24 protein-coding genes and 1 tRNA gene are annotated in these 26880 nt (G+C 44.8%); 7 read left to right on the top strand and 18 right to left on the bottom strand.

What is annotated here, in order from left to right:
* Nucleotides 1-16: 16 nt before the first annotated feature.
* The 10 genes from rpoB to ACYTPF_RS19185 form a co-directional block, all read right to left on the bottom strand.
* Complete coding sequence (rpoB, locus tag ACYTPF_RS19230; RefSeq protein WP_118491688.1) at nt 17-4045, bottom strand: DNA-directed RNA polymerase subunit beta; 4029 nt, start codon at nt 4043-4045, stop codon at nt 17-19.
* A 325-nt stretch (nt 4046-4370) separates the two neighbouring features.
* A complete protein-coding gene (gene rplL, locus ACYTPF_RS19225) occupies nt 4371-4748 on the bottom strand; it encodes a 50S ribosomal protein L7/L12 (RefSeq protein ID WP_015068303.1) in 378 nt (125 codons plus the stop codon).
* Between the two features lie 57 nt (nt 4749-4805).
* Nucleotides 4806-5324, bottom strand: a complete 519-nt coding sequence (gene rplJ, locus ACYTPF_RS19220) for a 50S ribosomal protein L10 (RefSeq protein ID WP_118491686.1) — start codon at nt 5322-5324, stop codon at nt 4806-4808.
* Nucleotides 5325-5630: 306 nt separating this feature from the next.
* Nucleotides 5631-6326 carry a 50S ribosomal protein L1 gene (gene rplA, locus ACYTPF_RS19215; protein WP_014951042.1) on the bottom strand — a complete coding sequence of 232 codons (696 nt, stop codon included), beginning with the start codon at nt 6324-6326 and terminating at the stop codon, nt 5631-5633.
* Between the two features lie 4 nt (nt 6327-6330).
* Nucleotides 6331-6759 (bottom strand): 50S ribosomal protein L11, encoded by a 429-nt coding sequence (rplK, locus tag ACYTPF_RS19210; RefSeq protein ID WP_014951043.1) that lies wholly within the window; start codon nt 6757-6759, stop codon nt 6331-6333.
* A 244-nt stretch (nt 6760-7003) separates the two neighbouring features.
* Nucleotides 7004-7555, bottom strand: coding sequence for a transcription termination/antitermination protein NusG (gene nusG, locus ACYTPF_RS19205; protein ID WP_179984807.1), 552 nt, complete (start codon nt 7553-7555; stop codon nt 7004-7006).
* A 4-nt stretch (nt 7556-7559) separates the two neighbouring features.
* Nucleotides 7560-7937 (bottom strand): preprotein translocase subunit SecE, encoded by a 378-nt coding sequence (gene secE / locus ACYTPF_RS19200; protein WP_461853335.1) that lies wholly within the window; start codon nt 7935-7937, stop codon nt 7560-7562.
* A gap of 81 nt (nt 7938-8018) precedes the next feature.
* Nucleotides 8019-8095 (bottom strand) — tRNA-Trp (locus ACYTPF_RS19195).
* A 167-nt stretch (nt 8096-8262) separates the two neighbouring features.
* Nucleotides 8263-10104 (bottom strand): ABC transporter ATP-binding protein, encoded by a 1842-nt coding sequence (locus ACYTPF_RS19190; RefSeq protein ID WP_461853334.1) that lies wholly within the window; start codon nt 10102-10104, stop codon nt 8263-8265.
* Between the two features lie 226 nt (nt 10105-10330).
* Nucleotides 10331-10954 carry an RraA family protein gene (locus tag ACYTPF_RS19185; protein WP_461853333.1) on the bottom strand — a complete coding sequence of 208 codons (624 nt, stop codon included), beginning with the start codon at nt 10952-10954 and terminating at the stop codon, nt 10331-10333.
* 271 nt (nt 10955-11225) lie between these two features.
* Between ACYTPF_RS19185 and ACYTPF_RS19180 the strand changes: the two genes are divergently transcribed.
* Entirely contained in the window at nt 11226-13292 is a 2067-nt protein-coding gene (locus ACYTPF_RS19180; protein WP_461853332.1) for a M13 family metallopeptidase, read from the top strand.
* Between the two features lie 137 nt (nt 13293-13429).
* Here ACYTPF_RS19180 and ACYTPF_RS19175 read toward each other — a convergent pair whose 3' ends face one another.
* From ACYTPF_RS19175 to ACYTPF_RS19160, 4 genes are all read right to left on the bottom strand, one after another.
* A complete protein-coding gene (locus ACYTPF_RS19175; protein ID WP_461853331.1) occupies nt 13430-13828 on the bottom strand; it encodes an ACT domain-containing protein in 399 nt (132 codons plus the stop codon).
* A 48-nt stretch (nt 13829-13876) separates the two neighbouring features.
* Nucleotides 13877-15256, bottom strand: coding sequence for an ATP-dependent RNA helicase DbpA (gene dbpA / locus ACYTPF_RS19170; RefSeq protein ID WP_461853330.1), 1380 nt, complete (start codon nt 15254-15256; stop codon nt 13877-13879).
* Nucleotides 15257-15454: 198 nt separating this feature from the next.
* Complete coding sequence (gene pyrC / locus ACYTPF_RS19165; RefSeq protein WP_461853329.1) at nt 15455-16501, bottom strand: dihydroorotase; 1047 nt, start codon at nt 16499-16501, stop codon at nt 15455-15457.
* Between the two features lie 98 nt (nt 16502-16599).
* Nucleotides 16600-17142, bottom strand: coding sequence for a lipocalin family protein (locus ACYTPF_RS19160; protein WP_461853328.1), 543 nt, complete (start codon nt 17140-17142; stop codon nt 16600-16602).
* A gap of 292 nt (nt 17143-17434) precedes the next feature.
* On the opposite strand from ACYTPF_RS19160, the gene ACYTPF_RS19155 reads away from it, so the two are divergent.
* Both ACYTPF_RS19155 and gloA2 read left to right on the top strand, forming a co-directional pair.
* A complete protein-coding gene (locus tag ACYTPF_RS19155) occupies nt 17435-18385 on the top strand; it encodes an aldo/keto reductase (protein ID WP_461853327.1) in 951 nt (316 codons plus the stop codon).
* 19 nt (nt 18386-18404) lie between these two features.
* Nucleotides 18405-18788 carry an SMU1112c/YaeR family gloxylase I-like metalloprotein gene (gloA2, locus tag ACYTPF_RS19150; protein WP_269919000.1) on the top strand — a complete coding sequence of 128 codons (384 nt, stop codon included), beginning with the start codon at nt 18405-18407 and terminating at the stop codon, nt 18786-18788.
* Between the two features lie 69 nt (nt 18789-18857).
* Here gloA2 and ACYTPF_RS19145 read toward each other — a convergent pair whose 3' ends face one another.
* Entirely contained in the window at nt 18858-19673 is an 816-nt protein-coding gene (locus tag ACYTPF_RS19145; protein ID WP_179984817.1) for a mechanosensitive ion channel family protein, read from the bottom strand.
* A gap of 140 nt (nt 19674-19813) precedes the next feature.
* The gene (locus ACYTPF_RS19140) at nt 19814-21031 is read right to left on the bottom strand and encodes an MFS transporter (RefSeq protein WP_461853326.1); all 1218 of its coding nucleotides are present in this window, start codon (nt 21029-21031) and stop codon (nt 19814-19816) included.
* Nucleotides 21032-21747: 716 nt separating this feature from the next.
* On the opposite strand from ACYTPF_RS19140, the gene ACYTPF_RS19135 reads away from it, so the two are divergent.
* Entirely contained in the window at nt 21748-21957 is a 210-nt protein-coding gene (locus ACYTPF_RS19135) for a hypothetical protein (RefSeq protein ID WP_269918998.1), read from the top strand.
* 79 nt (nt 21958-22036) lie between these two features.
* On the opposite strand, the gene folE is transcribed toward ACYTPF_RS19135, so the two are convergent.
* Complete coding sequence (gene folE, locus ACYTPF_RS19130) at nt 22037-22720, bottom strand: GTP cyclohydrolase I FolE (protein ID WP_461853325.1); 684 nt, start codon at nt 22718-22720, stop codon at nt 22037-22039.
* Nucleotides 22721-22882: 162 nt separating this feature from the next.
* On the opposite strand from folE, the gene folM reads away from it, so the two are divergent.
* The 3 genes from folM to ACYTPF_RS19115 all read left to right on the top strand — a co-directional run bounded on the left by folM (nt 22883) and on the right by ACYTPF_RS19115 (nt 25680).
* Nucleotides 22883-23590 (top strand): dihydromonapterin reductase, encoded by a 708-nt coding sequence (gene folM / locus ACYTPF_RS19125; RefSeq protein ID WP_461853324.1) that lies wholly within the window; start codon nt 22883-22885, stop codon nt 23588-23590.
* A 145-nt stretch (nt 23591-23735) separates the two neighbouring features.
* Complete coding sequence (locus tag ACYTPF_RS19120; RefSeq protein ID WP_461853323.1) at nt 23736-24800, top strand: agmatine deiminase family protein; 1065 nt, start codon at nt 23736-23738, stop codon at nt 24798-24800.
* Complete coding sequence (locus ACYTPF_RS19115; RefSeq protein ID WP_461853322.1) at nt 24787-25680, top strand: carbon-nitrogen hydrolase; 894 nt, start codon at nt 24787-24789, stop codon at nt 25678-25680. The genes ACYTPF_RS19120 and ACYTPF_RS19115 overlap by 14 nt, the downstream gene beginning before the upstream one ends.
* 40 nt (nt 25681-25720) lie before the next feature.
* On the opposite strand, the gene ACYTPF_RS19110 is transcribed toward ACYTPF_RS19115, so the two are convergent.
* Entirely contained in the window at nt 25721-26770 is a 1050-nt protein-coding gene (locus ACYTPF_RS19110) for a Gfo/Idh/MocA family protein (protein WP_461853321.1), read from the bottom strand.
* Nucleotides 26771-26880: the final 110 nt, after the last annotated feature.

Below are 26880 nucleotides of genomic sequence, written 5' to 3'. Positions count from 1 at the left end.
CGCGGCGATTGCCGTATTACTTTTCTTCAAGCTCGATGTTGATACCCAACGAGCGAATTTCTTTAAGTAGTACGTTGAATGATTCTGGCATGCCAGGTTCCATTCTGTGGTCGCCATCGACGATGTTCTTGTACATCTTGGTACGGCCGTTAACGTCATCCGACTTAACGGTAAGCATTTCTTGAAGGGTATATGCTGCACCGTATGCTTCAAGTGCCCACACTTCCATCTCACCGAAGCGCTGACCACCGAACTGTGCTTTACCACCAAGAGGCTGCTGTGTAACAAGGCTGTAAGAACCAGTAGAACGCGCGTGCATCTTGTCGTCTACTAAGTGGTTCAGTTTCAGCATGTACATGTAACCAACCGTAACTGGACGCTCAAACTCGCGACCGGTACGACCGTCGAACAATGAAATCTGACCGCTTTCTGGAATATCAGCAAGCTTCAGCATTTCTTTGATTTCTGATTCGCGAGCACCGTCGAATACAGGCGTTGCAATCGGAACACCCTTACGAAGGTTTTCAGCTAAGCGACGTACTTCGTGGTCTGTGAAGTTATCGATGTCAACTTCTTGGTGATTTTCACCAAGCTCGTACACCTTCTTCAAGAACTCACGCAGTTCAGCCAGCTCACGCTGCTCTTTAATCATGCGATCAATCTTCACACCAAGACCGTGTGCAGCCATACCCAAGTGAGTTTCTAGGATCTGACCGATGTTCATACGAGACGGTACACCTAGTGGGTTAAGAACGATATCTACCGGCGTACCGTTAGCATCGTATGGCATGTCTTCTACAGGCTGGATAGTCGAGATAACACCTTTGTTACCGTGACGTCCGGCCATCTTGTCACCCGGTTGGATGTGACGCTTAACCGCAAGGTAAACCTTAACAATCTTAAGTACGCCAGGTGCTAGGTCATCGCCTTGTGTGATCTTACGACGCTTAGTTTCAAACTTCTTATCGAAGTCCGCTTTAATTTCAGCGTGCTGATCAGCGATTTGGTCTAGCTCTAGCTGTGCATCTTCGCTGTTAAGTGCAATTTCAAACCACTTTTCACGCGGTAGGCTGTCAAGCTTAGCTTGGTCAACACCAGCACGTAGAAGTGCAGTTTGCGCACGGGCAAAGATACCGTCAGCAAGAATTTCGAACTCATCAGTAAGGTCTTTCTTAACCTGACGTAGCTGCATGTCTTCGATTTCTAGCGCGCGCTTGTCTTTCTCTACACCGTCACGGGTAAATACTTGAACATCAATTACGGTACCGTGAACAGAGTTAGGTACACGTAGAGACGTATCTTTAACGTCAGACGCTTTTTCACCGAAGATTGCACGTAGTAGTTTTTCTTCTGGCGTAAGCTGTGTTTCACCTTTAGGCGTTACTTTACCTACAAGGATGTCACCGCCTTTCACTTCTGCACCAATGTAAACAACACCTGATTCATCAAGCTTGCTTAATGCAGATTCACCCACGTTCGGGATATCAGAAGAAATTTCTTCTGGCCCAAGCTTAGTATCACGAGCGATACAGCTAAGCTCTTGAATGTGGATTGTAGTGAATCGGTCTTCCTGTGCTACACGCTCAGAAATAAGGATTGAATCCTCGAAGTTGTAACCATTCCACGGCATGAACGCGATACGCATGTTCTGACCAAGTGCAAGGTCACCTAAGTCTGTTGAAGGACCATCAGCTAGCACGTCACCAGTAACAATCGGGTCGCCAACACTACAGGTAGGCTTCTGATTGATACAAGTGTTCTGGTTAGAACGCGTGTATTTAGTCAGGTTGTAGATATCGATACCTGCTTCACCTGGAAGCATTTCATCTTCGTCTACTTTAATTACGATACGGCTGGCATCAACATAATCAACCACACCACCGCGCTTAGCAACTACAGTAACACCTGAGTCAACCGCGATAGTTCTTTCCATACCGGTACCAACTAGCGGCTTATCAGCGCGCAATGTAGGTACTGCCTGACGTTGCATGTTCGCACCCATAAGTGCACGGTTTGCATCATCGTGCTCTAGGAATGGAATAATGCTCGCAGCAATTGAAACGATTTGCTGTGGTGAAACATCCATGTATTTGATGTCTTCAGTTGGCATCAAAGTAGTTTCACCGCGGTGACGACATGGAATTAGGTCGTCTACCAACTCGCCATTCTCAGTCAGCGCAATGTTAGCCTGAGCGATTGCGAATTGACCTTCTTCAATTGCAGATAAGTAATCGATTTCGTCTGTTACCACACCGTCAACAATGCGACGGAAAGGTGTTTCAAGGAAACCGAAGTCATTGGTGCGCGCAAAGCTCGCCAATGAGTTGATAAGACCGATGTTCGGGCCTTCCGGCGTTTCGATTGGACATAGACGACCATAGTGAGTCGGGTGTACGTCTCGAACCTCGAAGCCTGCACGTTCACGTGTAAGACCACCCGGGCCTAATGCAGAAATACGACGCTTGTGCGTTACTTCTGATAGCGGGTTGTTTTGGTCCATGAACTGAGAAAGCTGAGATGAACCGAAGAACTCTTTAACCGCAGCCGAGATAGGCTTAGCGTTAATTAGGTCTTGTGGCATTACGTTGTCTAGATCGCCTAAGCTTAGACGCTCTTTAACTGCACGTTCTACACGTACAAGACCAACGCGGAATTGGTTCTCTGCCATTTCACCAACAGAACGGATACGACGGTTACCTAGGTGATCGATATCATCTACTTCGTCTTTACCGTCACGAATCATTATTAGCTGCTTCATTACAGAAATAATGTCTTCTTTATCTAGCGTGCCTGAACCAATAAGCTCTTCACGGCCTAGACGGCGGTTGAACTTCATGCGGCCAACAGAAGATAGATCGTAACGTTCGTCAGAGAAGAACAAGTTATCGAACAAGGTTTCTGCTGCGTCTTTTGTTGGTGGCTCACCAGGACGCATCATACGGTAAATTTCAACTAGTGCTTCTAGGCGGTTAGTTGAAGAGTCGATACGAAGTGTATCTGAAATATATGAACCGTGGTCAAGCTCGTTGATGTAAAGCGTTTCGAACTCTTTGATACCCGCTTGACTTAGCGCCGCTAGGTTCTCAAGGGTAAGTTCTTCGTTCGCGCTTACAATAACTTCGCCAGTGTCTTCGTTTACGTAAGTAGCAGCGTATACGCGGCCAATTAGGTAATCAGCTGGAACTTCTAGCTCAGTAAGACCTGCTTTCTCTAGTGCACGAGTATGACGTGCTGAGATACGACGACCAGTTTCAACAACAACGTTGCCTTCACCGTCAATGATGTCAAATGCAGCAGTTTCACCACGAAGGCGATCTGGAACCACTTCCATCATCAACTTGTCTTTGTTGATACGTACGCCAACTTTGTCGAAGAAAGTATCAAGGATTTCTTCAGACGTCATTTCAAGTGCGCGCAAGATAATAGTTGCAGGCAATTTACGACGACGGTCAATACGTACAAACAGGTTATCTTTCGGGTCAAACTCGAAGTCTAACCACGAACCACGGTAAGGAATTACACGTGCGTTATAAAGCACTTTACCTGACGAGTGGGTTTTACCTTTGTCGTGATCAAAGAATACACCAGGTGAACGGTGTAGCTGTGACACGATAACACGCTCAGTACCATTGATAACGAACGTACCGTTCTCAGTCATCAATGGGATCTCGCCCATGTACACTTCTTGTTCTTTAATATCTTTTACGGTACCTGGGGCAGCGTCTTTATCGAACAACACTAACCGTAGTTTTACTCTTAACGGAGCAGAGAAAGTTACGCCACGAATTTGACATTCTTTAACGTCGAAAACTGGCTCTCCCAGGCGGTAGCTTACATATTGAAGCTCTGAACTACCTGAGTAGCTTTTAATTGGAAAAACGGAACGAAATGCTGCTTCCAAACCGTATTGAGCTTCCGGATCGGTCTCAATAAACTTTTTGAAAGAATCAAGCTGAATTGAAAGAAGGTATGGAATTTCCAGTACCTGTGGGCGTTTGCCAAAATCCTTACGGATACGTTTCTTTTCGCTATAAGAGTAAACCATGGGTTCCTCAGCCTGCTGATTTATGACCCAACCTGCTGCAAAATGCTTTAAAACGCGTGCTATGGGCTAAAAGCTGCGTTTCAAATGGCGCACTAAGCAACAAACTTCCACAACCCTTTTTCGGGCAGATACACCAGCATACAACAAAATTTAACCAATTATTAGTTAACTTGTTGGATTTTTATGCTTTTTATGGGTATTTCCGAATGGCGCTTTAAGTAGTGTAACCAAGGGTTAGTTTCTACACACTATACAGCGCAAAAAGGCTGGTGGTTCAAAAAACCACCAGCCTTGCCGTCTCAGGCAATAATCTGACTAGGTCAGATTACTTGATTTCTACTTCTGCACCAGCTTCTTCAAGCTCTTTCTTAAGTGCTTCAGCTTCATCTTTGCTTACGCCTTCTTTGATAGCTTTAGGAGCAGACTCAACTACTTCTTTAGCTTCTTTAAGACCTAGGCCAGTCGCGCCGCGAACTGCTTTGATAACTGCAACTTTGTTGCCACCGAATGAAGTCATTACAACGTCGAATTCAGTCTTTTCTTCTGCAGCAGCAGCGTCGCCGCCAGCAGCTGGACCAGCAACAGCAACAGCAGCTGCAGCAGATACGTTGAATTTCTCTTCAGCCGCTTCAATTAGTTCTACCAGTTCCATTACCGGCATTTCAGCGATTGCGTTTAAGATATCTTCTTTAGTTAGAGCCATGTTCTCTAAACTCCTGGGTATAAAATGTTAAAAAAATCAATATGCCAAAAACGCCAATTACTTGGTGTCTTTGACCGCCGCCAATACGCGCACAAACTTGCCAGGAACTTCGTTGATTGTTTGAACGAATTTCCCAACTGGTGCTTTGAAGGTTGCAAGTAGTTTCGCAAGCGCTTCGTCGCGGGTAGGTAGTGCTGCAACTGCGTCCAATTTCTCTGGACCAAGAAGACCGCTACCAATAGATAGTGCTGTAACTTTAAGCTTATCGTTAGTCTTACCGAAGTCTTTGAAAAGACGTGCCGCACCGCCTGGTGCGTCGATAGAGAAACCATAGATAAGCGGGCCAGTTAGGGCGCTGTCTAAGTCTGCAAATTGACTGTCTGCTAGAGCACGCTTTGCAAGAGTATTACGTACAACCTTTAGGTATACGCCTTGCTCACGAGCTTTAACACGTAGTTCAGTCAGTTCTGCAACTTCCATCCCACGGTATTCAGCAACGGCTACGGATAGAGCGCGAGACGCAACTTCAGAAACTTCTGCTACGATCTCTTTTTTTGCTGCTAAACCTAGTGCCACTGAGTTCACCTCTTTGTATCTGATTTTGTGTGTAGTTACCTACTCACGCCATCAGGGTTCACAGATTGATACCAACCCTCATGGTTGATACCGCTCTACGGTGTTTGTTACCCCAGAGAGTCTGAGTCAAACCACCGTCTGCGCAGGTTGTTGTATTAAGCCGTGTGTTGACTGTGAAAGTTCTCTTACCTCTTTCACCACACCGCACCTGCGGTCTAGGACGGGAGCTGCTTATTAGCACTGCTAATTGTCACAGCTCCAACCCATAACCTTTAAGAGATTTCGATGAGCCTAAGCTCAGCGAAATTAAAGACCTACAGAAGCCTTATCAAGAGCAACACCAGCACCCATTGTAGTGCTTAGGCTGATCTTCTTGATGTATGTACCTTTAGCAGAAGAAGGCTTAGCTTTCTTCAATGCTTCAAGTAGCGCTTCAAGGTTTTCTTGAATTTGGTTCGCTTCGAACGCGATCTTACCGATGCTAGCGTGGATGATACCGTTCTTATCGTTACGGTAGCGTACCTGACCAGCTTTAGCGTTCTTAACTGCCGTTGCAACGTCAGGCGTTACAGTGCCAGTTTTAGGGTTAGGCATAAGGCCACGTGGACCTAAGATTTGACCTAGTTGACCAACAACACGCATCGCGTCTGGGCTAGCAACTACTACGTCAAAGTTCATTTCGCCTTTCTTAACTTGCTCAGCTAAGTCGTCCATACCAACGATGTCTGCACCAGCTTCTTTCGCTGCTTCAGCATTTGCACCTTGAGTGAATACTGCAACGCGAACGTCTTTACCCGTACCGTTAGGTAGTACAGTTGCACCACGAACGTTTTGGTCAGATTTCTTCGCATCGATACCAAGGTTAACAGATACGTCAACGCTTTCTGCGAACTTAGCAGTTGCTAGTTCTTTAAGAAGCGCTACTGCTTCGTTGATTTCGTACTCTTTAGTAGAGTCAACTTTGTCGCGGATTAGGCGAGCGCGTTTAGTTAATTTAGCCATTCGATTAGTCCTCTACGTTCAAGCCCATTGAGCGAGCAGAACCCGCGATAGTGCGTACCGCTGCATCTAGATCAGCTGCAGTAAGGTCTGGCTCTTTAGTTTTAGCAATCTCTTCCAACTGAGCGCGAGTAACTTTACCCACTTTTTCAGTGTTAGGACGGCCAGAACCACTCTTGATGCCCGCTGCTTTCTTAAGCAGGTAAGACGCAGGAGGAGTCTTAGTTTCGAATGTGAAAGAGCGATCTTCGTATACAGTAATTTCTACTGGTACTGGAGCGCCTTTCTCAAGACTTTCAGTTTTCGCGTTGAAAGCCTTACAGAATTCCATGATGTTTACACCGTGCTGACCTAGTGCAGGACCAACCGGTGGACTTGGGTTAGCAGCGCCAGCTGCAACCTGAAGCTTGATAATACCGCTTACTTTTTTAGCCATTTTACATGCTCTCTTGTTTGGGTCTAACGCCTCGCAAATACAGAGATTATTTGCTCAATCGGCTTCCCGTTTCCGTTTAAAAGGGCGCGCATTATATAAGGTGATTAATTACTATGCAAGGGCTAATTAGAATAAAAAACCATCGAAAGGACAGTATTTTTAAGCCTACGCCGTTTAATTAGTAATTACCTACAAAAAAGCCCCTTTCAAAGGGGCTTTTTTAAATGTGTTCAGCAGAGAGGGCTTAGCCTTTTTCTACCTGACCAAATTCTAGGTCTACCGGTGTAGAACGACCGAAGATAAGTACCGATACCTTTACGCGGCTCTTTTCGTAGTCGACTTCTTCTACCACACCGTTGAAGTCTGCAAATGGACCGTCGGTAACACGAATAACTTCGCCTGGTTCGAACAAGGTCTTTGGTCTTGGCTTATCAACGTTTTCTTCAAGACGATTTAAGATAGCATCAGCTTCTTTTTGCGTGATAGGCATAGGGCGATCAGATGTACCACCGATGAAACCAAGTACACGAGGAACGCTTTTCACTAAGTGCCAAGACTCTTCAGTCATTGCCATTTCTACCAAAACATAACCCGGGTAGAACTTGCGCTCAGACTTACGCTTTTGACCCGCACGCATTTCTACAACTTCTTCTGTTGGTACTAGTACCTGACCGAAGTAGTCTTCCATGTTGTGCATTTTGATGTATTCAAGCAGGGTCTTCTTTACACGAGACTCATATTGCGAATAGGCTTGTACTACGTACCATCTTTTCTTTACTGCTTCTTCTTCAGACATACGTTTATGCTCCTATTCCAGTAATAAAGCCAACTACACGAACGATGATGCCGTCTAGTCCCCATAAAATTAGTGCCATGATTAACGTCGCTGCAAGCACGATAAGTGTAGTTTGGTTCGTCTCTTGACGAGTTGGCCACACAACCTTGCGAACTTCTGTGCGAGACTCTTTAGCAAAGCTCAAGAAGGTGCTACCTTTTTCGGTAGTTGCCGCGATAAAACCAGCTATACCAACTACTACAACAATAGCGATAGCACGGTATAGTACCGAGATCTCACCGTACATTGTATTAGCGGTTACTAAACCGGCAAGTAGTGCAAAAACCACTACCCATTTAAACATGTCCAATGCATTGGACTGATTTTCCGTCTTTTCGCTCATGTTACGATCCTAGCACTACAGCGTCGTTGTTTTACGCACTCATTTAATGCGCAATTTAAAAATTCTTAGTTTAAGTAAATTTGGCAGGGGTGGAGGGACTCGAACCCCCAACCATCGGTTTTGGAGACCGCTGTTCTACCAATTCGAACTACACCCCTGTGGTGTCTAAAAGACAAAATTTACTTACACTGCCCTTGTGAGTTGTGCGTCTTTTCTAAGGAAAGTGCGGTATCGCAAGGGAGGGACGCGTATTATACTTAACCACTTTCAAGATACAAGCGGTTTATCCATCCCTTCTGCGATTGAACACTATTTCGCAAATTTCTTATTCAACACCAATAAATCCGCCGGTTTGGTGAGCCCAAAGCTTCGCATAAATACCATTTTGAGCGATAAGCTCAGCATGTGTGCCCTGCTCTACAATGTTACCTTTATCCAAAACAAGCAACCTGTCCATTTGTGCAATGGTAGATAGGCGATGTGCAATGGCTAGCACGGTTTTACCTTCCATCACCTTATCCAGACAGGCTTGAATGGCCGCTTCAACTTCTGAATCTAGTGCCGATGTCGCCTCGTCCAGTACCAGCACGGGCGCGTCTTTCAGTAACACTCGTGCAATAGCAATTCGCTGGCGCTGACCGCCTGAAAGCTTAACGCCTCGCTCACCTACATGCGCGTCGTAGCCTGTTCTACCGTAACTATCGGTGAGGGTAAGGATAAAATCGTGCGCCTCGGCTTGCTTAGCCGCCTTTACCATATCCTCTTCGGTCGCATCCGTACGCCCGTATAGAATATTGTCGCGTACAGAGCGATGCATCAACGAGGTATCCTGCGTTACCATACTGATTTTAGCTCGTAGGGTTTCCTGCCCCACTTGGGTAATATCTTGCCCATCAATGATAATTCGGCCACTTTGGGTATCGTAAAAGCGCATTAATAGGTTCACTAAAGTTGATTTACCTGCACCAGAGCGCCCCACTAACCCTACTTTTTCACCAGGCTTGATGTCTAAATCTAAATTTTTAAACACATCAATAGGCTTTTCATCGGCCCCAGCATAAGAAAAGTTCACGTTGTCGAAGTTAATCCCGCCGCCATTTACTTTAAGTGCATTAGCCTTAGGTTTATCTTTTACTGCGATTGGCTGCGCTAGTGTATTCATGCCGTCTTGCACAGTACCTAAGTTCTCAAACAAGCCAGATACTTCCCACATTACCCAGTGCGACATACCGTTTAGTCGCAAACACAAACTAATAGCAATGGCAATATCACCGGGGCTCGCAATGTTTTCCATCCATAAATACACAGACAATGCGCCAATGGTAAAGATAAGAATGGCGTTAGCCATTTCCACACAAAATTCCAATACGGTAACCAAACGCATTTGTGGGTAAACCGTTTTAAGAAAACCATCCATGCTTTCTTTTGCATAATCAGCTTCACGGCGACTATGCGAAAACAGCTTCACTGTGGTGATATTGGTGTAACTATCCACAATACGCCCTGTCATTAATGAGCGCGCGTCGGCTTGCTTTTGCGATACTTCTTTCAGTTTAGGCACCAGCACTTTTAAAATACCAATGTACACAAAGAACCATACGATAAGCGGCATGGCTAAGCGCCAATCAGTGCTAAAGATAAGCACTACCATAGAGATAAAATAAACGCTGATGTACACCAGCAAATCGAGAACCTTGGTCACGGTTTCTCTTACCGATAGTGCAGTCTGCATCACCTTAGTAGCCACACGGCCGGCAAACTCGTCGTGGAAGAATGTTAAACTTTGGCCAAGCAAATAGCGGTGAGCCTGCCATCTAATGCGCATCGGGTAGTTCCCCATCAGAGACTGACGAGAAAACAGCGAGCGCAACAAAATAAACAAAGGAATGAAAACAAGAACCGTTAAACCCATGCCAATAAGCGTGAATTTTTGGTCTTCTAAAAAGGTTTCGCGGCTTTGTTCAGAAAACCAGTCAACCAACTGGCCCAGAAATCCAAACAGCGCTACTTCTAACATGGCCACAATTGCACTTAGCACCGAAACTGTAAGAATGACGCCCCACATGCCTTTGGTGTAGTACTTACAAAATGCAATGACACCTGTTGGCGGTTGAGTAGGCGGTGTATTGGGGAAAGGCTGGGTCAGCTTTTCAAAAAATGAAAACATGTAGAACTCGTTAATTTTTCGGTGACAGAGCACGTTTACGTATGCCCAAAATGCTTAGGTCACAATTCTACACGATAACTGAAAGTGTGTTGAACTTTGCGGTACTTTTTTACCGCAAAGCTCACTTAACATTAGTTAATATTTGGCAAAGCCAATTGCTTAATGAAGGGCTTAGTGAAAAGCTTATCAAAAACCAGTCAAAGCATGGCTAATTTTCTGCAAAGCTTTACTCCGCAAAGCCTAATTTAGCGAGTATGCCTTCTACTTTTTCAGCGTGTTCAGCCTGCCACTGTTCTAGCGACATAGAACCGTCTTTTTGTGCGCGCTTTTGGGCAATGTCATAGGCTGCTAGCGCCTCATCCTTAGGAATGACTGCAATGCCCTCCTCGTCTGCCACAATGATGTCTCCCGCGTGAACAGTTACACCAGCACAGGTAATAGGCTCATTTAACGGCGATATGCACTTTTTCGCTCCAGGCTTGGGTATAACGCCTCTGGCAAACACTGGAAACTTGTTGTCACGGGTTTCAGCAATATCTCGGATAACACCATCAATTACGAAGCCTTTAATCCCTCGAGATTGGGCGATTGCGCAGACGTTACCGCCCGCAACGGCAAATTCATCATCAGCTTCAACCACAATGATATCACCAGGGCTTGCGCGATATATCGCCGCATGCAGCATAAGATGGTCACCCGGCTCACACTTAACGGTGAATGCTGGACCAGCAATACGAGGCATGCCATCCCACAATGGTTTAATCCCGTAATGCATGAACTGCTCTCTTGGCAGGGCGTCTGCGTACTCGCACGGTGATACGCTTTCAAAAGGAGTTTTATGTAAGTCCATTGCCGTTCCTTGAATATTGTGATGAGGTCAATATAGAACACTATAGCGAACTTAGTCTGCCAAGTTGTTACAAGCTGTGTATTTTCACTATAAACACTTTTTCTATCCCTACCATCATGCTAAAACGTTAGAAAAACCGTGCGTGTTGCGCCCCGATATTCTTGTGGATGCAAAGGTCATTCTTATGGATGTAAAGGCCCTAACAACGCGCTAAAAACTATAAGCGGCAAGTCCAAACATTGCCCAGTCAGAATGAAAAGGAAAACTCTAAATGTTACGTAGCGTTTTAAGCTTAAGCGTGGCACTGGCCTTAACGGCCTGTAGCCCACAAAATTCATCGACAGAACAGCAAAACCAAAGCGCTGCCACTGAAGAAGCTCAGCAGCAGCTTTCTTCAGGCGTCATTAAAGAGAATATGGATCTGTCTGTAGACCCCGGTGATGACTTCTTCCGCTACGTAAACGGTAAGTGGTTTGATAATTTTGAAATACCAGCTGATAAGTCTAGCTACGGTTCTTTCGTTATTCTTCGTGATGAAGCGCAAGACCACGTAATGGATATTATTAAGTCTTCTGCCGAAGGTGATTTTAAAGCGGGAAGCGACGAACAAAAAGTGGGCGATTTTTACCGTGCCTATATGGATATGGAAACCCGCAATAAGCTTGGCGTAACGCCAATAAAACCTGAGCTATCCAAGATTGAGGCTATTGAAGACTATACCGACCTTGCCGAGTATTTTGCTTATGCTGCTCGCTATGGCTACGGTACCCCATTCAGCCTAACCCAATACCCAGATCTCAAGTCGCCAAAAGAATATCTGATGTACACGTGGCAAGCCGGTCTTGGACTGCCTGAGCGCGAGTACTATTTTAAAGACGACGAAACGTCACAAACCATTCGTGACGCATACGTTAAGCATATTCAAACTATGTTCGAACTTGCGGGTTTCGAAGCACCAAAAGAAAGTGCCGATATGCTTTTCGAGCTTGAGACTAAAATTGCTCAACTGCACATGAAGAAAGAGCAAGCCCGTAACTTTGCCGCAAACTATAACAAGCTTTCGATTGAAGAACTTAAAGCATTGATGCCTAAGTTTAACTGGGATGCCTATCTTGCTGAAGCTGACATCAGCGACATTCCTTCACTAGGCATTTTGCAAAAAGACTACATGCAAAACATTGATGGCGTTATTGCAGAAACCTCACTGGAAGATTGGAAAACGTTCCTTAAGTGGGGCTTGTTAAATGCTTCAGCCGGTCGCTTAAATGCCGAGCTTGATGAAGCAAACTTCAATTTCTACAGCAAAGTGCTTCGCGGTGTTGAAGAGCAACAGCCACAATGGCGCCGTGCGGTAAGCCTTTCAAATGCCCATGTAGGCGAGCTTATCGGTAAGGTTTATGTAAAACAGCATTTCCCGCCTGAAGCGAAAGACCGCATGATGGAAATGGTTAACAACCTACTACTGGCTTACAAAGAAAGTATTGAAAACCTAGACTGGATGACAGACGAAACTCGTGCGCAAGCGCTGGACAAACTGTCTAAATTTACCGTCAAAATAGGTTATCCAGATCAGTGGAGAGATTATTCAGCACTAACGGTGAATGCCGGTGATTTATTCGGTAACCTTAAGCGCTCCTCTGACGTGCTATACGAAGAAATGCTGAAGAAACAAGGCGGCCCGGTGTGGACCCACGAGTGGGGTATGACACCTCAAACCGTTAACGCATACTACAATCCGCCTCTTAACGAAATTGTATTCCCTGCCGCTATTCTGCAGCCTCCGTTTTTTGATATGAACGCAGAAGACGCGGTGAACTACGGTGGTATTGGCGCAGTAATCGGACACGAAATAGGTCACGGATTCGATGATTCAGGCTCAACCTTTGACGGTGATGGCGTACTAAGAAACTGGTGGACCGATGAAGATCGAAGCGAGTTTGAAGCACGTACTGCAAACCTCATAGAGCAATACAATCAATTCGAGGTGTTACCTGATTTACACGTAAACGGCGAATATACCTTAGGTGAAAACATTGGTGACCTAGGCGGTATTAGTATTGCGCTTAAAGCTTACCACTTGTCTCTTGATGGTGAAAAAGCCCCAGAGCTAGATGGCTTTACTGGCGACCAGCGCGTATTCATCGGTTATGGTCAGGTTTGGGCCAGCAAATACCGTGAAGAAGCGTTGCGCAGTCAAGTACAGACAGACACCCACTCTCCTACTAAATTCCGTACCAACGGCGCTGTGCGCAACGTACCAGAATTCTACGAAGCCTTTAACGTTACCGAAGACGATGCGTTGTATCTGCCGCCAGAAGAACGCGTGAAAATTTGGTAATTCACGTACTTTAAGTAGCACACGTGAGCTACGATAATTAAAGCCCCATGTTTGCTGTGTCAAACATGGGGCTTTTTTTCGCGTTGTGGATACTGGATTAAGCAGTAATTATTTTTGCCAAATAAGCATCGACAGAATTAACCGGATAGCGACGTTAACACGTCAAGCGCTAAATCAACTTTTTCAGCAGGTACAAAAATATGGTCGTGATAGAAAGCCGCTACCACGTTGGCACTTATTCCGGCTTCACCTAACGCGGTAGACATAGCGGCAGTCATTCCTACCGCCTTTAAACTAGAGTGCACTTCGCAGGTTATACAGCGATAGTAACCTTCAAATTGAAGTCCAGCTTGCTCGGCTTCAGCCAAAGGCAAAATGAGCGTGGTGCCCTCTCGCTCTTGAAACATGCCCTTAGCCGCTGAAATCAATGAACTGGTTAATTTATCTGCCTGTAAAGTGGTGAATACAAAGTCTTCACTATCGGCTACAGGGTTTAAGTTTTTGAGCAACAGGGTTAAATCAGTTTCAGCAACCACACTAACCTTCCTTTTTTTAAGGTAAATACTTACTTATTAAAGCGCCTGTTAAAGTTTTCGGGCTCTAATACGCTTACCTTTGATCTTACCCTCTCTAAACTGGGTCATGGCTTTTTTGACGCTTCGCGTTTTCACTGCGACAAAACTCATGCTGTTTTGCACTTTGATTTTACCTAAGTCGTCGCCAGGAATGCCTGCATCTTTTGTAAGCGCTCCTACCAAGTCGCCAGGGCGAAGCTTTTCCTTTTTACCGGCACTTAATGAAATACAGGTAAAGTCAGGCTGGGTAATTTTATTTTTATGAAAACGTAAGCTTTGCGCACCTTTTAGCGGAATATCACTTTCTTGCAATACTTCTATCTTTCGTAAAAAGTGTTCTTCTTCCTCGCTTACTAGCGTTATCGCCATACCTTGAGCGCCCGCACGTGCCGTTCTGCCAATGCGGTGAATGTGGGTTTCAGGCTCTTCACTTACTGTGTAGTTAATAACACAGGCAATATCATCGATATCTAATCCACGGGCAGCAACGTCGGTAGCCACTAGCACTTGTAGCGCGTCGCTCGCAAACTGCATAAGCACTGAAGTTCTTTGATGCTGTTCCATATCCCCCTGAAGCCCTTTAGCGCTGAAGCCATCTTCTATAAGCTCTTCAACAACTTCATTTACCTGCGTTTTACGGTTACAGAAAACAATGGCGTTTTTAGGCTGATATTCGGTTAATACGGCTTTTAGCGCCTGCGTTCTGGTGTGAGGCAACACGTTATAGCCCAACTGAGTAATTGCCGGCTTGCTCTCTTGCGCTTCTACTTTACAGGTTACCGGGTTATGCAAGTACTGCTTCGCCACACGCTCAATTTGCTCGGTGAAAGTTGCAGAAAAAAGTAGTGTTTGCACTTGCGTTGGCGTCTGTCCGAAGATAATGCGTAAATCATCTTCAAAGCCCATATCTAACATGCGGTCGGCTTCATCAAGCACACGCAGCTTTACATTACGTAAATCAATACGGCGCTTTTCCACATGATCCATCACGCGACCAGGAGTACCTACAATAATGTGAGGACTGTGTTTTAACGACTGAATTTGCGGCCCCATAGGCTGCCCGCCACATAAGGTAGTTACTTTGATATTACCGATATTTTTAGCCGCACTACGGCACTGCTGCGCTACTTGGTCGGCAAGCTCACGGGTTGGGCAAAGCATAATGGCTTGTGTAGTAAAATCGTTAACTTCAATGTGCTGCAAGGCTGGGATCACGAAGCATAAGGTTTTACCGCTACCTGTTTGCGCCTGACCAATCACATCTTTTCCCTGAAGCGCTTCGGGAAGTGACTGCGCTTGGATTGGAGAAAGTTGGTGAATGCCTTGAGAGTCTAGTGCTTTAACGATGGCAGGGTTTATATCTAAATGCTTAACTGTTTCAACGGTCATTAATTTGGGTTCCAAAAGTTAACTACACCATGTTCTATATGATGAGTTACGCCATATTCTTGGTTCATCATGCCACCTTTTGAAGAAAGTGAGATGATGGAAAAGTGTCAGTAAAATCGTTTGAATGGGTCTAGAAGAGCGTTTGTGCCCTTATGGAAACGTTCCACAGGGCACGCGTACAAACCGTATAGAATAAGCTTACGCTTGAAATGCCTTTTCTAATTTCCACTGTAGTGTTTGCCCCGCAAAAAATGGAACCATGTCGGTACCATCAGCTAGGGTTACCTGTTCTGGCACCGTCCACGACTCTTTTACTAACGTCATTGTAGTTGTATTTCGCGGTAAACCATAAAAGTCTGCACCGTAATGGCTAGCAAAACCTTCAAGCTTGTCTATTGCACCTAACTGCTCGAATACTTCTGCATAAAGCTCTATTGCAGACCATGCGCTGTAACAACCTGCACACCCGCAAGCATTCTCTTTTTTATGCTTAGCATGAGGTGCAGAATCAGTACCTAAAAAGAACTTCTTATTGCCACTTGCCACCATATCGCGTAAGGCTTTTTGGTGGGTATTTCGCTTAAGCACCGGCAGGCAATAGTTGTGAGGGCGTACACCACCAACTAGTAAATCGTTGCGATTAAGCAATAAGTGCTGAGGCGTGATAGTTGCGCCCACAAATTCGCTCGCGCTCGCTACGAAACTTGCAGCATCTGCTGTAGTAATGTGTTCAAACACCACTTTCAGCTTAGGAAATGCTTCAACGATGGGACCTAGGTGTGTATCTATGAACACTTTTTCACGGTCAAAAATATCAATGTGATGCTCGGTAACTTCGCCGTGAATTAACAATAACAAACCTTGCTCTTGCATGGCTTGGAATACTGGGTATAAAGCTTGAATACCTTTTACCGCGGCGTCTGAATTAGTCGTCGCTCCTGCGGGATAAAGCTTACATGCGGTTACGCCTGCTTGCTTTGCGTCGACAATATCTTGCGGCGTAGTTTGGTTGGTAAGAAATAAAGTCATCAATGGCTCAAAATTACTGCCTTCAGGTCGAGCTGCCTCAATTCGCCCTTTATATGCCATCGCCATTTCAGCATTAACTACGGGGGGTACTAGGTTCGGCATAACGATAGCGCGCTGGAAACAACGTGCGGTTGCAGGCACTGTTTCAGATAGCATTTCGTTATCGCGGAAATGAAGGTGCCAATCGTCTGGCGTAGTAATGGTGAGCGTTTGCATGCCTTGTCTCTCTTAGTACTTATTCAAACAGCGAGGAAGTTGCGCGCAATAATAGCACAAATCCGTATTTGCGCGCAGAACAACTCACTTGATAGTACCTATGATTTCACTTGGCCGTGCTCAACCCAAATAAGCTTACTAGTGTCATACCCAGCCGTTCTTGCTTTTTCTAGCAAACGGGCGCGGATCTCATCTGAAATTGTAGGCGTTCGCGCTAAAATCCAAAGGTAATCTTTATCAGGCCCGGTTATCAGCGCATATTGATAGCCTTCCTTGTCTAACTCCATAATGACATAGCTTGCGTAGAACGGTCCGAAAAAGGATACCTTTAGATGTCCTGTCGTTTCATTTTCAACAAAATATGCTTTACCTTCGGCTTGGTCCCACTTACCTTCTTCTTTTGAATAGCCGCGATTAATAACTTTCACGCCACCATCTTCGCGCATACTATAGGTTGCTGTGACCTCGCTGAGCCCTTCTTCGAAACTGTGGTCAAAGCGCGCTATTTCATACCACTCCCCTAAATACCTAGGAAGCTCGAAGCCCTCGACAGGCTCTACCTTTTCCGGCACTCCGGTGCAGCCAGCTAACCCAATAAGTAGTGAACTTGCCATTGCCGCTAACAACCATTTTTTCAACATAAAACTCTCTTCCTGTGATGATTTTGTAGTAATGAATGCTCGCTACTTCATTAAAACGTCTACCCCAACTATTGTGGTGGTTATTGCTACTTCTTGCTATTAGCTATTTCCACACCAAAAATAATCTGAAGCGCTAACTGTCGTTAGTTAAAATATACTCGCCTAATCAAACTGTTATTATTAACACAGTCGTACTAGAGTAGCGCTTTGTTGATAATAAGAATGAGCTCCAGAGCTTTATTGAGTGCATAAGTACTTTGTTCACTCACACTTTCTAAAGGGAGAAAACTATATGAATGCACACTTTCCACATGCAAGCCGCCTAATTTATGGATGTATGGGCTTAGGTGGTGGTTGGAATAATGACCCCGTCACTAAAGCCGATGTTACCCAAGCAAGATCAATCATCGACGCTGTACTAGACTTAGATATTAACGTTTTTGACCATGCTGATATTTACACATTCGGTAAGGCAGAAACTGCCTTTGGTGAAGCGCTTAAGCAAGCCCCAGAACTTAAAGACAAAATGCTTATTCAATCTAAATGTGCAATACGTTTTGAAGATGATTTAGGACCAAAGCGTTATGATTTCTCGGCAAATCATATACATACTTCTGTTGAAGGCATTCTCTCTCGTTTAGGTATCGAGCAACTTGATATACTGCTGCTACACCGCCCCGACCCGCTTATGGAATTGGAAGAAGTGGCTGGCACCTTATTGCTGCTACAGCAACAGGGAAAGATTAAACACGTGGGTGTGTCTAATATGCACGGGCACCAAATAAACTACCTTCAATCAGCGCTCTCAACACCTATTGTTGCCAACCAACTTGAAATGAGCCTCGGTTTTAGAGATTGGCTAGAAGACGGCATCACCAGCAATAGTGCGGCTAATCGTAATATGGGTTATGCACCAGGGACTCTTGAGTACTGTATGATGAATAATGTTCAGCTTCAGGCTTGGGGAAGCTTGGCTCAAGGAAAATATACAGGGGCGAAAACCGAGACTAGCGCAGACTTGGCAACCGCGAATTTAGTGGCACAACTTGCAAGCGAATACCAAACAACGCCTGAAGCCATTGTTCTAGCATGGTTAATGCGACACCCTGCCAATATCGCGCCGGTGTTAGGCAGCACTAATATTGAACGAATCAAATCTAGCCAGAAAGCGGTGGACGTTCACCTGTCGCGCGAACACTGGTATAAGTTATTTGAAGCTGCTCGCGACCAAGAGATGCCGTAAGAATATAAAAGGAATTAGTATGCTAAAAGGCTTTCACCATGTTGCTATTATTTGTAGTGACTATCCACGTTCGAAAACGTTCTACACAGACGTGTTAGGGTTCTCCATCATTGACGAAAATTACCGAGAAGCTAGGGACTCATATAAATGCGACCTTGGTTTACCTGATGGAAGTCAAATTGAATTATTTTCGTTTCCAGGGGCACCGCAAAGGCCGTCGCGTCCGGAAGCGCAGGGGCTTAGACACTTAGCATTTAAAGTAGACAACCTTGATGAAATGATTGATCACTTAACTAACAAACGTGTGGAATGTGAGCCCGTAAGAACCGACGAGTATACGGGAAAGCGCTTTACGTTTTTTCAAGACCCTGACGGGTTACCGCTAGAACTTTACGAACTATAAAAAAATGCCGAATAGCTGAATGGCTGTTCGGCATCTATCTAACGTTAGGTCTATTAAAATAACCCTATCTTAGTCCAGCATTCTGACTTCTCGTTGAGGGAATGGAATATCAATATTGTGCTGTTGGAGCGCGTTAAAAACGGCTTGATTAAGCGCATAGCGCACTTCGAAATGCCTTGTCGCAGGAGCCCAAACCCGAACCCCAAAATTAATACTGCTGTCACCAAAATTATCGACACCAATAGCAGGTGCTTTTTCAGCACTAACACCGTCTACAGATGCAACTGCATGTCGAATTACTTCAATGACGTTATCTACATTGCTGGAGTAAGCAACGCCAATCTCGAGTTCTATAAGCATGTTTTCAGCAGAGTTATGCAAGATCTCTCCAACAATAAGCTTATTGGGAATTTGTATGTGCACGTTATCTTCATCAATAAGAATGGTATAAGGCAGCATAACCTGATCAACAACGCCAGCAACACCACGAACCCGAATAGTATCTCCTACTACAAACGGACGGGTAATGATTATAGTAAAACCTGCGGCATAGTTTGCCAGCATGCCCTGAATAGCAAGACCAGCACCTAAGCCAACAGCACCGAGTGCCGCAATTAAAGGAGTAACGCTTATCCCCACGTTACCAAGGGCGATGATGATAACTATTCCAAGCACCACCAGTTTACATATACCACCGGTAAACCGGCTTAGCGTAACGTCGATTTTTTTATTTACCATGAGGTTTTCAACCACATGGCCTATCTTATTGGCCACCCACCAACCAAGTAGAAATATGATAATGGCACCTACAATTTGGAAGCTGTAGGTCACGGCAAACTCTACGAGCGTGTCGTAAAGCGCTTGGGCTTGTTTTAATTCATCCATGGGACGTTAATAAGGAGTAATGAGTAAAGGAGTGATGTGAAGCTTAAACAACAACGCTATGAAAAACCAGTGCCGGACATAAGTCCGGCAGCTTTCAGTTGACTGATACTACGAGCGGTGAGACTCGCGGCTCGTTTCACTTAGCTAGCGTATTCACTTGCTTCAATTTCAGCTAAACGCTGTTTAGTGGGGTTTTTAATAAAGTTGTACACCAGGCCAATGAATAGCACGGCAGCAAAGCCAGTGGCGACCATGAAGCCGTATTTTGCATCGCCTCCGTTAGCGTCACTTACAAGCCCCATAATGAAAGGGCCAGCCGCTGCGCCAGCAGCAGTAAAGAACAATATAACCCCTGCCACGCTGCCGTGCTGGTGTTTAGGGAAGCAGCTTATTCCCTTCGAATTAAACGTAGGGTAAATAACCGACATGAAAATACCCGTAAGTGGAAACAAGTAAAGCGCGACTTGCTTTCCACCCCATAGTCCTAAGCCAAAACATAATACAATAGCGCCTGTGAACAACATCAGAACTAGGGCCCAGTTAAAGCGAGACATCATCCAAATTCCGATAAAGCGCCCAGCGGCCCGGAGAATAAAAAAGGCAGTTACCGAATAGATAGCCAGAGTTTGAGAAAAGCCTTCGCTGTAACAGTTATATGTGGCTTTAAGAGTAGTAGCGTCGCACACTAAGTAACTCGGCATCCACACATAAATGGCGCTTTCTGCAGCAACATACAAAAAAGCTCCAATAGAAAAGCCTAAGGCATACGGGTTTTTGATCAAACTTAAACTTTGCGCAACGGAAACGTTATTTTCCCCAGAAGAAGTGTCGCGGGAATACGTTGGATATTTAACCAACAGCGCGCCAACAATAAGAAGGGTACATACACCACCCGCGATGACATATAGCCACTGCCACGCTACCCCTTGGTGAATTAAATACGCCACAATTAAAGGACCAATTATTGCGCCCACCCCAAAGAACGCCTCTGCACCGTTCATCGTTGCTGTGTGTTGTTTTGTAGATGTTGAAATATCACCGATAAGTGCAAGCGCACCCGTTTTGAAAATACCAACGGCGACTCCTGACAAGCTCATCAAGCTTACAATCAGGATAAAGTCATTGGCAATAAGGAAGCTGTAACAAGCTATCCCAAATAACCCTAAACCAATGATAATGGTTGGCTTACGACCTAACTTATCAGCCAAAAAACCTAACAATAATCCAGATAACGCGATACCCAGCATAGGCAAAGAATGCATTAAACTCGCTTGCGCATTAGTGACAGAGAACGCTACTTTTACTTCTTTAATTATTTCGCCAACTGAATCTGATGTCATCGCAAACATCATAAACATAAGGTAGGTTAACCACCTGATAATTCTACTACTTGGGTCTCGGCTCGGCATAATCTGTCTCATAACAACGGCATGAAGGTGCTTTACGTACACATACACTTTACAAAATCATGTGAGTGATGGCAGACAAAAGTCGTTGGAAGCACCCACTTGTTTTACAAATCTAATCAATAACAAAAGCGATATAATAAGTTTGATAGCAAAGACAGTATTGCACTTAGCATCAAACTTACGTTTAATTTAAAAAGCTTAATCGATTAAGATAAAAGTTAACAGAATTTAAAAAGCATGTAAACCTCTGATACTCACCCCTTCCGACAGCTAAAGCTGTTAGTCAACTCACCTAATTTTTCGTACGTTGTGACTCCCACGACCGGTGAGTTACCGCCATGAAAATTAATTAGCTTTATTACCAAGGACTTATTAAATAACCCCGAATTACACAGGCAGTAAAAGAATTACAGACTATACTTTAGTCGTGGATAGAGGTTATCCAAAATCTTTGTGGGATAATCCCGCAAAGTGGCCATTCAGCTTATTTACAGGCTAATTAACGCGAAAGTAGCCCTTAACCGATGTGTGTGGTTTGTATCTTGCAAACTTTAGTTTTTTCTCTTTCCAAAGTTAGTACACCGAGGCAATACAAATTACTTTTTCACACACTGGATTTCGACTTACATCATATGGATATGTAAAACATGGTAACGGATAAAACAATGCAAAGTGTTAAAGCATTGGAATATATGTGCCCTTATTGCGGCGCAATTAATGATTTTCAACTAAACGCTTCTCGAGACATGTACCTCGAACAACATGAGTCTTGTGGCTGTTGTAACAAAGTACTCAGTCTTATTCCCGCCAATGGTATTGGTGGCCGAATTAACCTTATTGTGGACGCCTTAGATAGCGAACACATTTTCAAGTAAAAATCGACGTCAGATATCTACGAAAAAGCCGCTTCAAAAAGCGGCTTTTTAATTTGTCCGTGAAAGTTTCCCAACTTACTTAACGGAAAAACTCTCGTTTCAATTCGCTGTCTGTTAAGAAACGGCCACCTAACGCTGACGTCTTCGTGTAGGAATTAGTATCTCGAATTCCTCTCGCTTTTACGCAATAGTGCGTAGCGTTGATACTCACAGCAACATCTTCTGTATTCGTTAATGTTTGCAGTGCAACTAACACCTGCTGCGTTAGACGCTCTTGTACCTGAGGGCGTTGAGCAAAGAAGCTTACAAGACGGTTTATTTTCGAAAGACCAATTACTGTATCTTTAGGTATGTACGATACCGTGGCTGTGCCATCAATGGTTACAAAGTGATGTTCGCAAGTACTTGTTAAGCTAATATCAGATACCTGAACAGGCTGATCTATCTGCATTTTATTTTCAATAGCAGTAATTTTAGGGAACTTGTGATAATCCAAGCCTCCGAAAATCTCATTGACATACATTTTGGCAATACGGGTAGGTGTATCGCACAAGCTGTCATCAGTAAGGTCAAGTCCAAGCGTGTCCATTACGTCACGCATCGCACTTTCAATTCGTTTGCGCTTTTGTTCGTCAGAAAGACCATTAGCCACCATAGGTGTTTCTAACCCCTTGGCTTCTAATGCTTCACGTACACGTTGTGCCGGCTCTGATATAGAGAGGTCTAGTGCATCACGCACAATTACCGCTTCTTTTGCTAACATTGTATTATCCGTTGTTACTGCTTTTTTTGAACTGATACGCCTTTCAAATCGTAAAAGTTCGGTTATACGACAACATGACTTTTATTTAATGTTGTTGCTACTTCACGTGCGTTTAGCACGGAATAATAAAACTGTTACCTCTTAGAAAAGAAGGACACTATCTTGAACTCACCTGTACTGATAACAGGCGCCAGCCAACGATTGGGCTTGGCGATGGCCGAAAGTTTACTTGCAAAAGGACATCGCGTTGTTGTGACTTATCGAACGCATCGCTCGAGTATTGCGATGCTTAAGGATAAAGGCGCAACAGTTTTACAGGCGGATTTTAGCACTGAGGCGGCTATTGATCGAGCAATTGATGAGATTAAGGCAATCAGTAAAACCTATCGAGGGATCATTCACAACGCATCAGATTGGGCTCAAGAGAAAGATAATGGTGATAAGCAAGACTTAATGGAACGCATGATGATGATTCATGCAGTTGCTCCCTATCGCATTAATATAGCGTTAGAAGAAGCGCTGTGCGGTTGTGAAGAACAAGCTGACATCATTCACATGACTGATTATGTGCAAGACACCGGCAGTGAAAAGCATATGGCTTACGCGGCGAGTAAAGCTGCGTTGCATAATCTCACCTTGTCTTTTGCAAAAAAGCTAGCTCCAAAGGTGAAAGTGAATAGCATTGCACCGGCTCTACTTATGTTTAATGAAGGTGATGACGAAGCTTATAAACAAAAAGCAGTGAAAAAGTCGCTACTCGAAATAGTACCGGGTGCCCAAGAGGCCGTGAAAGCCATGAACTATTTATTTGACAGCGACTACGTGACAGGCCAAACACTACACCTTAATGGTGGGCGGCATTTAAAGTGAAATTATAGCCTTTAAGCTAGGCTTACGTTTTAGGTGGTTTAAATTAATCGTCACCGCCAATTAATTTCATCACCATTAGCCTTGGTCTGGTGCTACTGCATGGCTATAATCCACCCCCTATTTTAAAGCGACTTGGAATTTTACTATGCACGGCAACCGTATTATGGCGCCTGAATGGCATGACATTGATGCAGTTATGTTGGCATGGCCGCACGCAAACACCGACTGGGCACCATGGTTGGAAGAAGCAAGAGCGACCTATCTAAATGTGATTGCAGCAGTGAATCGCAATAATGCGGGTGTCATTTTATTATGCGCGCCAAGTGACGTTGACGATCTTAAGCCCCGTTTACCCGAAAATGCACAAGTGCTTATCGTTGCCGCCTCGTTCAATGATACCTGGATGCGCGACTACAGCTTTATCACGTGTAAAGACAGTGAAGGTAACGGCTCGCCCGTAGAATTTCGTTTCAACGGTTGGGGTAACAAATTCAACGCTTCAGAAGATAACCTTGTCAATCAGCGGTACCTCGCCGCCATGTGCAACTCTGCGCTTCGCAGTAGCCCTATTGTGGCAGAAGGCGGTGCGTTAGAAATTGATGAAAATGGGCATTTACTAAGTACCGCGCAGTGTCTACTTAACCCTGAACGCAACGGCGATATGTCGCTAGGTGCTTACAAAGATGTGTTTAAAGATATGCTGGGCTGCAATAAGGTTACTATCTTGCAGCATGGGCATTTAGAGGGTGATGATACAGATGGCCACATCGACACCCTTGTGCGCTTTACGCCAAACAAAGGCTTAGTTATCCAAGCGTGTAACAACCGCCCTAATGACAGTCACTTTGAAGGGTTGAAAGCGCTGTGCGATGAGTGCGCTCTTGAACTGCCTGAACATAAACAGTTCCATTTACCGCTGCCTCATATAGTAAACGTTGAAGGAGATCGTCTACCTGCATCCTACGCCAATTACTTGATTTGTAATAAGGCTATTTTGTTGCCCGTATACGGTGAAGAAGAAGATGCCGAAGCCATCGAAACCGTTCAAAGAGCACATCCCAATCATATTGTTGAACCAATTGATTGTAGTGTACTCGTAAGACAATACGGCAGCTTGCATTGTATTTCTATGCAAGTACCCACAAATACGTTAAAAGACTCAATTATCACCACCTTAAAGAAAGGAGTGTCATTACATGCGCCCAGCTAAGCTAAAAGTTGGTCTGGTACAACAGGCCGTTGCCGACAATGACAAAGCAACGAACTGGAACAAAAGTGCCGAGCAAGTTGCCAAGTTAGCGGCTGAAGGTTGCGAGTGTATTTTGCTTCAAGAGCTGCACAGCACCCTGTATTTTTGCCAGCAAGAAGATACTGACGCCTTTGATTTGGCTGAACCAATACCAGGACCAGCAACGGACTTTTTTGGTGAACTCGCTGAAAAACACAACATTGTGTTAGTTACGTCCTTGTTTGAAAAACGCGGTTCTGGTTTGTATCACAACACCGCCGTAGTGTTCGACCGCAATAAAGAAATTGCGGGCAAGTACCGTAAAATGCACATTCCTGACGACCCGGGTTTTTACGAGAAGTTTTACTTCACTCCGGGCGATATGGGCTTCACGCCTATTGAAACCAGCGTAGGTAAACTTGGCGTATTAGTATGTTGGGATCAATGGTACCCAGAAGCGGCACGCCTAATGGCAATGGCAGGTGCAGATTTGTTGTTCTACCCTACTGCTATTGGCTGGGACTTAACTGACACAGAAGAAGAGCGTACCCGCCAGCACGGCGCATGGGAAACAATCCAGCGTTCTCATGCTGTAGCAAACTCAGTACCGGTAATCGTTGCGAACCGCACTGGCTTTGAAGCGTCACCTGTTGAGGGCGACCCGGGCATTCATTTCTGGGGGCAAAGCTTTGTTGCAGGCCCGCAGGGCGAGATTTTGGCAAAAGCTGAAGCTGAAGGTGAAACCACGCTATCAGTTGAGCTTGATATGGAACGTACCGAGCAGGTTAAGCGCATTTGGCCTTACTTCCGTGACCGTCGCATAGACGCCTACGACGAACTGACCAAACGCTGGCGCGACTAATTAAAATAAAGGGGTCAGAGTCAGAACTCTGCCCCCTTTTTTACACGAGTTCCTTTTCACCGCAGTTTTTCGCTGAGCGATAAATAGCGTTTAGTAGCGCAATAGACCTACGCCCTTCAAATCCATCCACTAGCGGCTTGGTGCCGTTATCAAGGGCATTTAATACATCTTCAAAGTTTCTTTGATGCCACACGAAGTCGATGGCAGATGGGTCAGCCGCCCCTGCTCCCGCCTCATCTTCATTAAGCCCATACTTGTATCTAATCTTTTCATCTTCTTCACTTTCTTCAGCAAACTCCCAGACTCGAAATTTATCATCGCTCATAAAAACAGAGCCCTGAGAGCCGGTAATTTGTATTTCTGCCGGATGACCGCTTTTAGACCAGCAAGCTGTTGAGCCTTGAATAACGCCTAACGCACCATTTTTAAACTCTAGCATTGCAATTCCAACATCTTCCACCTCTATACCATCATGGGCCACCAGCCTAGTTTCTGCTCTCACAGATTTTACATCCCCCATTACATAAAGGAGTAAATCTATAGTATGAATTGACTGGTTCATCAACGCGCCACCGCCATCAAGCTTCCATGTACCACGCCATGCGCCGCTTTCATAATACTCTTGGGTTCGCCACCATTTAATATAGGCATCTGCCATGGCAATGTTGCCGAAGCGCCCAGCATTTATAGCCTGCTTAAGTAACTGTGAAGAGGCGTTAAACCGACGAGGAAAAATACCCGCTAGCATCACCTTGTTTTCAGCACACACCGCAATCATTTCATCTACTCTTTCAGCAGTAACCTCCAGCGGTTTTTCACAAATGATGTGCTTACCCGCTTTAGCGGCGGCAGATATTGGCTCTAAATGAAAGCCTGATGGCGTGCATATAGTGATGATGTCAATTTCAGGAGACGTTATAAACGACATATAGTCGTCGAAAGGTGTACAGCTATGCTTTTTAGAGAACGCATTCGCCTTATCAATTGAACGTGAATAAATCCCTGTTAATTCTGCATTGGGAATAGCGTGAATGGCCTGAGCATGAAAATCCGCAATCATGCCTGCGCCGACAATTCCGAATCGATACATTTTCCTGTTCCTTTTTTGTTCAGTTGAAAAAGTATATGGGAACTCAGCGCGCTAAACTAGGCTTAAAATTATGGGGTCAGAGTCTGAGGTATCCCCACAAATAAAATAAC

The sequence above is a fragment of the Alteromonas sp. HB246098 genome (assembly GCF_054890645.1).
The sequence above is the reverse complement of the archived record's forward strand: the minus strand, read 5'-3'. Positions and strand labels throughout refer to the sequence as shown.